This window comes from Ferruginibacter sp. (assembly GCF_031391665.1).
Taxonomy (GTDB): domain Bacteria; phylum Bacteroidota; class Bacteroidia; order Chitinophagales; family Chitinophagaceae; genus Ferruginibacter.
In genome coordinates, this window is the sequence record NZ_JANMUN010000061.1 from 1 (window position 1) to 5,742 (window position 5,742).

At 37.7% G+C, this 5,742-nt stretch carries 5 protein-coding genes; 1 reads left to right on the plus strand and 4 read right to left on the minus strand.

The features are described from left to right. Positions 1-791: Hsp70 family protein (locus ACY651_RS04545; RefSeq protein WP_462250153.1), on the minus strand; the 791-nt coding region annotated here is incomplete at its 3' end. Positions 792-1,217: 426 nt separating this feature from the next. On the opposite strand from ACY651_RS04545, the gene ACY651_RS04550 reads away from it, so the two are divergent. Next, on the plus strand, positions 1,218-1,568 hold the full coding sequence (locus ACY651_RS04550; protein WP_462250155.1) for a hypothetical protein: 351 nt from the start codon (positions 1,218-1,220) through the stop codon (positions 1,566-1,568). Between the two features lie 2 nt (positions 1,569-1,570). Here ACY651_RS04550 and ACY651_RS04555 read toward each other — a convergent pair whose 3' ends face one another. The 3 genes from ACY651_RS04555 to ACY651_RS04565 all read right to left on the minus strand — a co-directional run. Beyond that, complete coding sequence (locus ACY651_RS04555; protein ID WP_462250157.1) at positions 1,571-3,127, minus strand: hypothetical protein; 1,557 nt, start codon at positions 3,125-3,127, stop codon at positions 1,571-1,573. Positions 3,128-3,522: 395 nt separating this feature from the next. Continuing rightward, on the minus strand, positions 3,523-4,011 hold the full coding sequence (locus tag ACY651_RS04560) for a GtrA family protein (RefSeq protein WP_462250159.1): 489 nt from the start codon (positions 4,009-4,011) through the stop codon (positions 3,523-3,525). Positions 4,012-4,105: 94 nt separating this feature from the next. Further along, positions 4,106-5,742, minus strand: a 1,637-nt coding sequence (locus tag ACY651_RS04565; protein WP_462250161.1) for an ABC-F family ATP-binding cassette domain-containing protein, incomplete at its 5' end; no start/stop codon positions are given.

Here is a 5,742-nt window from a genome sequence, read left to right on the forward strand (position 1 = left end):
TTAGCTTTTTCTGATGCTTCTTTTAAACGCTGTAAAGCCATTGGGTCTTTACGTAAGTCTATCGCTTCGTCGGCTTTAAATTCATCGGCCAGCCAATCCATAATTACTTTATCAAAATCATCACCACCAAGGTGTGTATCACCGTTAGTACTCTTTACTTCAAACACACCATCCCCTAATTCTAAAACACTTATATCAAATGTACCACCACCTAAATCGAACACGGCTATCTTTTGGTCTTTACCACCTTTATCTAAACCATAAGCTAATGCTGCGGCTGTGGGCTCGTTTACAATTCTTTTTACAGTAAGGCCAGCAATTTCACCGGCTTCTTTTGTTGCCTGGCGCTGTGCATCGTTAAAGTAAGCAGGCACGGTAATCACCGCTTCTGTTACTTCGTGGCCCAAATAATCTTCGGCAGTTTTTTTCATTTTCTGCAGTACCATCGCACTTATTTCCTGTGGGGTATATAATCTGCCATCTATGTCAATACGCACCGTATTATTGTCACCTTTTACTACTTTATAGCTCCAGTGGCTGATCTCTTCTGTTACTTCATCAAAACGGCGGCCCATAAAACGCTTTACGCTGCTTATGGTGTTTTGAGAATTGGTGATGGCCTGGCGCTTTGCAGGATCACCCACTTTACGTTCGCCATTTTTAAGAAAAGCTACTACCGACGGGGTTGTGCGGCGTCCTTCTTCGTTGGCAATTACCACCGGTTCGTTACCTTCCATTACAGATACGCAACTGTTGGTGGTTCCTAAGTCAATTCCTATAATCTTTCCCATGTTTTAAAAATTTATTGAGTTTGATTGGAATTAGACAATGATTGTGCCGAAGGGGGAAAAGTGCAAAAATGGCAGAAAGAAGCCCCTCCTTGAACTGCGTTCGTTCTCTTGGCAGAGAACTCCGGAGGGGAGAGAAATGGAGGAGATGATAGCGTAGATCAATCCAGATTTTTTTTATTTTGAAAGTGCCCGATTCGAGTTCCCTCTCTTTTGGAGTCCGCTTTATCGGGAGTGTTGAGGTTTTGGTTACGGGCAGTTGAGGCTTGATGGGACTGTAGTGGCAGAGTTTATCCTGAGATACGAAGGACTCCGTTCAGGTTCAGTAATACTGTTGAGCTTTTATTTTAGCAAAGAATAGATTTTGTTAATTTGGTATTCAGGATGTTAAACTTGTAAAAACTCCGCTTATTTTTATATCCAATTGAAATGCTTAAAAAAATCAAATATAAAATCTGGCTCCCGTTTCTCCTTCCTTTATTATTTGCATTATTCGGCTTGCTATTCGCATTTATAGGGTTCAGTGAATTTTATAATGTTGCCATAAAAAACCAAGGCAGTGCCTATGCATTTGGTGGAGGATATCAGTGGTATTATGAAAGCGAAAGCATTTATTGGAAATATAACCTTGTAGATGGAACGCTATTTTTAATTGCAGCTGTTTTTACAATAGTTTCGATAATTAAAAAAAACAAAAGAATGTTCGCTGCCGGGGCTATGGGCATTTTTATTCTTTTTTTTATTATGATGCTTAACGCTAAGAGTGCCCCTTACGAATAAAATTATTTATAAACCCTCTTCTTACTCTCTTTATATTTCTCCTGCAAAATATCCCCCATCGATTTGTGGTAGACTTTACTTTCTACCCAGCTGATAATATCTAGGTACGCAAAAGCCCTTGTTTCAAAACGATTTTTTTCAAGGCCTTTAATTTTATCTAAAAAATGCTCCAGCTCCTGCTGAATTTTATTACGGCTAACATTAAATGATTTACGCAAAAATTTAAACATCTCTTCTTCCACCACCGTAAGATTTTCTTTCTTGCTCATAAAACGGTACACCGATTTGGTAAGGTATTCCATCAGTTCGTAATTCTTTAACTCGTAATGCGCCATCAGGTGCATCAGTCGGCTGTAACTTTGTAAATCGCTTCTTACCTCAGTATTTTCGTTAATTATTTTTTGCAGGTAATCGATGCAGGTACCATAATCGCCGCTGCCAAAATACATACTGGCTATTTTATAATTAAACACCATTATGCGGTGGTCATCTATAAACAATTCGTTTTCTTTTATTTTTTCCAGTAGTTGCGGCACCAGTTTAGTACCTTCCTTAAAAGTACCCAGCATATTATGCTGATTTATTTTTGCGCTGTAGATATAAACAAAAGCCTGTGTGCGAAAGTTGTCGTGCAGGCGTACCCGGTCGGTTAATGCAAATTTTTCAAACTTTTTTAATGTGGTATCAAATTTTTGGTAATTGCGTAAATCAAAATGTGCATTTAACAAAGTGTGCAGGCCTTTAATATAGTGGCCGGTTTCTACCCTTATCATTAAAGGCTTTTCATCAAAAATATCCACCCATTTTTGTGCGTAACGGTAATACATCAAAAAATCCTGACGGATAAAAGCGTACCAGCTATAGCTTTGGTACAGGTATAGTTTTTCGTAAAAGCCATCCTGGCTCCAGGCATCTTTTGGCAGGTGTTGTTTTAAATAAGTTTTTACTCCCTGCTCATCTTTTTCATTTCTTGCATGGCCATTTTTTATAAACCAGCTGTACAGCAACATTGCCAAATTGGATAACCTTGCTAAAGTATCAATGCGGTGGTTAACTTCGTTTACTTCTGCAGATAGTTGCTCGGCCCTGGTTTGCATGGTACGGGTGATGTGCAGTGTTTCAATCCGTTTTTCTAATGCGATGGCCTGCAGTAAAAAGTTTACTTTATGGTTGGCCTTTGCCATTTCTTTTGCTTTATCTAATATTTTAAGGCTTTGGGTAAACAATCCCTTTTTATATAAGATATGGGCATAATCAAATTGCTCATTCAATTGCAGATCTATACTGTCGTTACTTTTTAATAAGCGCAGGCTGGCTAAAAGTTGCTTGTATAAATGCACTTTTACATTAGATAACTGTGGCTTTTCAATCGACTTTAATTTTTTCAGCAACAATACTTCATCATACTCAGCCAGTTTGTCCATTGCATCAAACAATTCTACAATTTTAAGGTCTTCGTTACCCGAACTTCTTTTAATATAGAGTTTAAAATGGCGCTTTTCCGCCTTTTCCAGGGAGTGTATCAGTTGAAATAATGTATCTGTAAACCTGTTGGGCATCATTAATAATTTATTATAAAACGCAATACTGGCAAGGCTTTTAGAATGTTAAATTAAGTTTTAGCATAATAAAACCAGTATTAAGTTGATTTTACAAAAATAATAACTCACCCTACTTTTGTTAAAGCGGATGAGTTATTAAATAGCATACAATCGTTAAAAGGGACAATCAATCGTTAATGAACTGCAATTAAAATGCAGGAAGAATGAAAAACTTTTAGCAAACAGGATCAACTACTAAATTAAGAATTTTCATATAGCAAGCAATCGTTAGAGCCGCTCTGTTTCTACAGAGGGGCCTTTTTTTTGTTACTGCAATTTATATCATTTAAACAATACAAAGTGCAAAATCCTTAACATTTTTTTCACATTCGCCATTAACTGTTTAATAATTTCTATCCCTTTTGGTCTTTTTTTGTTTTAAATGTAAAGTGCTTTTGGCTTAAATAACTTATCGCAATTACAATAACGGTGGTAATTAACTGGGCAATTATGGCATCCAGCTTTGCATACTCCACAAATATCTTCAGTAAAAAATAACTTAGAAAAAGGTTTACCAGGTAAGCCACAAAATACCTGAAAAGCTGTATGCGGCCACGTAAATTAGAATCTACAAAAACCACAAACTTCATCAGCAAAAAACCCACTACAAAACTTATGCAAAACGAAATGAACAATGCCGCATTGTAAGATTTTAGTACCACAAACCCAATATCTACATTATCTTCTTTAAAAATAAAATAATGGCTGAAATTAAATACCAGTATCGATAAAACAGTATTGGCTCCGCCACAGGCTGCATAACGAAAAGTTTGCTCCGGCATAAACCTGCGGAACGGCGGGTAAAAAAAATCTATAAAGGTTATGATTTTATCTTTCGGCATTAACTGGTTGATGGTTAAAAGTTGATGGTTGAAAGTTATAAACGCCCCATTCGCAAACATTCAACTTTCAACCATCAACTTTCAATTTGCATTTTTAACTGTACATTTCTTCTCTTGATGCCTTTACCCTGTCATCGGCCAGGTATTCATCATAAGACATCAGTTTATCAATAATTCCTTTTGGTGTTAATTCAATAATGCGGTTGGCCACTGTTTGCATAAACTGGTGATCATGCGTTGTTACTAAAACAATACCCGTGTAAGCCACCATGTTATCGTTGAACGAAATAATACTTTCCAGGTCTAAATGGTTGGTAGGTTCATCCAATATTAAAACGTTAGGGTTTTGCAGCATCATTTTACTTACCATACAACGTACTTTTTCTCCACCACTTAATACGTTTGTTTTTTTCATTATCTCATCACCTGTAAAAAGCATTTTACCAAGGAAACCACGTAAAAAATCTTCATCCACATCTTTAGTACCAGGTGGTACATACTGGCGCAACCAATCCATTAAATTATAATTGCTGCTGGTAAAATATTCGCTGTTATCATTGGGTAAATAAGCAGTGGTAACGGTAGTGCCCCATTCGTATGTGCCACTGTCGGCCTTCATTTTTCCATTAATAATTTCAAAGAAAGAAGTTAAGGCAATGGGGTCACGGCTTATGAAAGCGATCTTATCGCCTTTCTGTACATCAAACCGCACTTTACTAAAAATTGTTTTGCCTTCTATTGCTTTGGTAAGATTTTCTACTTTTAAAATTTCGTTACCCACTTCCCTGTCCTGCTTAAAAATAATACCGGGATATTTTCTGCTGCTGGGTACAATATCTTCAAACACCAATTTATCCAATGCCTTTTTACGGGATGTGGCTTGTTTACTTTTACTGGCATTAGCGCTAAACCGTGCAATAAATTCCAGCAGGTCTTTCTTTTTATCTTCTGCCTTTTTATTTTTATCGCTTGCCTGCCTTGCTGCCAGTTGAGAACTTTCGTACCAGAAAGTATAGTTACCGGTGTACACTTTTATTTTGTTTTTATCCACGTCGGCCACATGCGTACATACGGCATCTAAAAAGTGACGATCGTGACTTACTACCAAAACTATATTCTGGTAATCGGCCAAAAAATTTTCTAACCAGCTGATGGTTTCCACATCAAGGTTGTTGGTAGGCTCATCTAATAATAAAATATCGGGGTTACCAAAAATGGCCTGTGCCAGCAATACCCTTACTTTAATATTAGCAGCCACATCTTTCATTAATACCTCGTGCAAATCATCTTTTACACCCAGCTCACTCAGCATGGTGGCTGCATCGCTTTCGGCAGTGTAGCCGCCCATTTCGCCAAACTGTTCTTCCAATTCGCCGGCTTTAATGCCATCGGCTTCTGTAAAATCTTCTTTGGCATAAATGGCATCTTTTTCTGTCATCACCTCGAAAAGTTTTTTGTTGCCCATCATCACCGTTTGCAACACAGCAAATTTGTCGAACTCAAAGTGATTTTGACTTAACACACTCATGCGCTCGCCCGGTGACATGCTCACCTGCCCTGTTGCAGGGTCTATTTCGCCCGAAAGAATTTTGAGAAAGGTACTCTTGCCCGCGCCATTGGCACCAATGATGCCGTAGCAATTGCCGGACGTAAATTTTAAATTAACATCTTCGAATAACACACGCTTGCCATAGCGCAAAGAGAGATTGGATACTGATAACATTTTTATTG

Bases quoted from the DNA above. Each gene is read 5' to 3' on its own strand.
- ACY651_RS04550 (WP_462250155.1), top strand. From the start codon at position 1,218: ATGCTTAAAAAAATCAAATATAAAATCTGGCTCCCGTTTCTCCTTCCT.
- ACY651_RS04555 (WP_462250157.1), bottom strand. From the start codon at position 3,127: ATGCCCAACAGGTTTACAGATACATTATTTCAACTGATACACTCCCTG.
- ACY651_RS04560 (WP_462250159.1), bottom strand. From the start codon at position 4,011: ATGCCGAAAGATAAAATCATAACCTTTATAGATTTTTTTTACCCGCCG.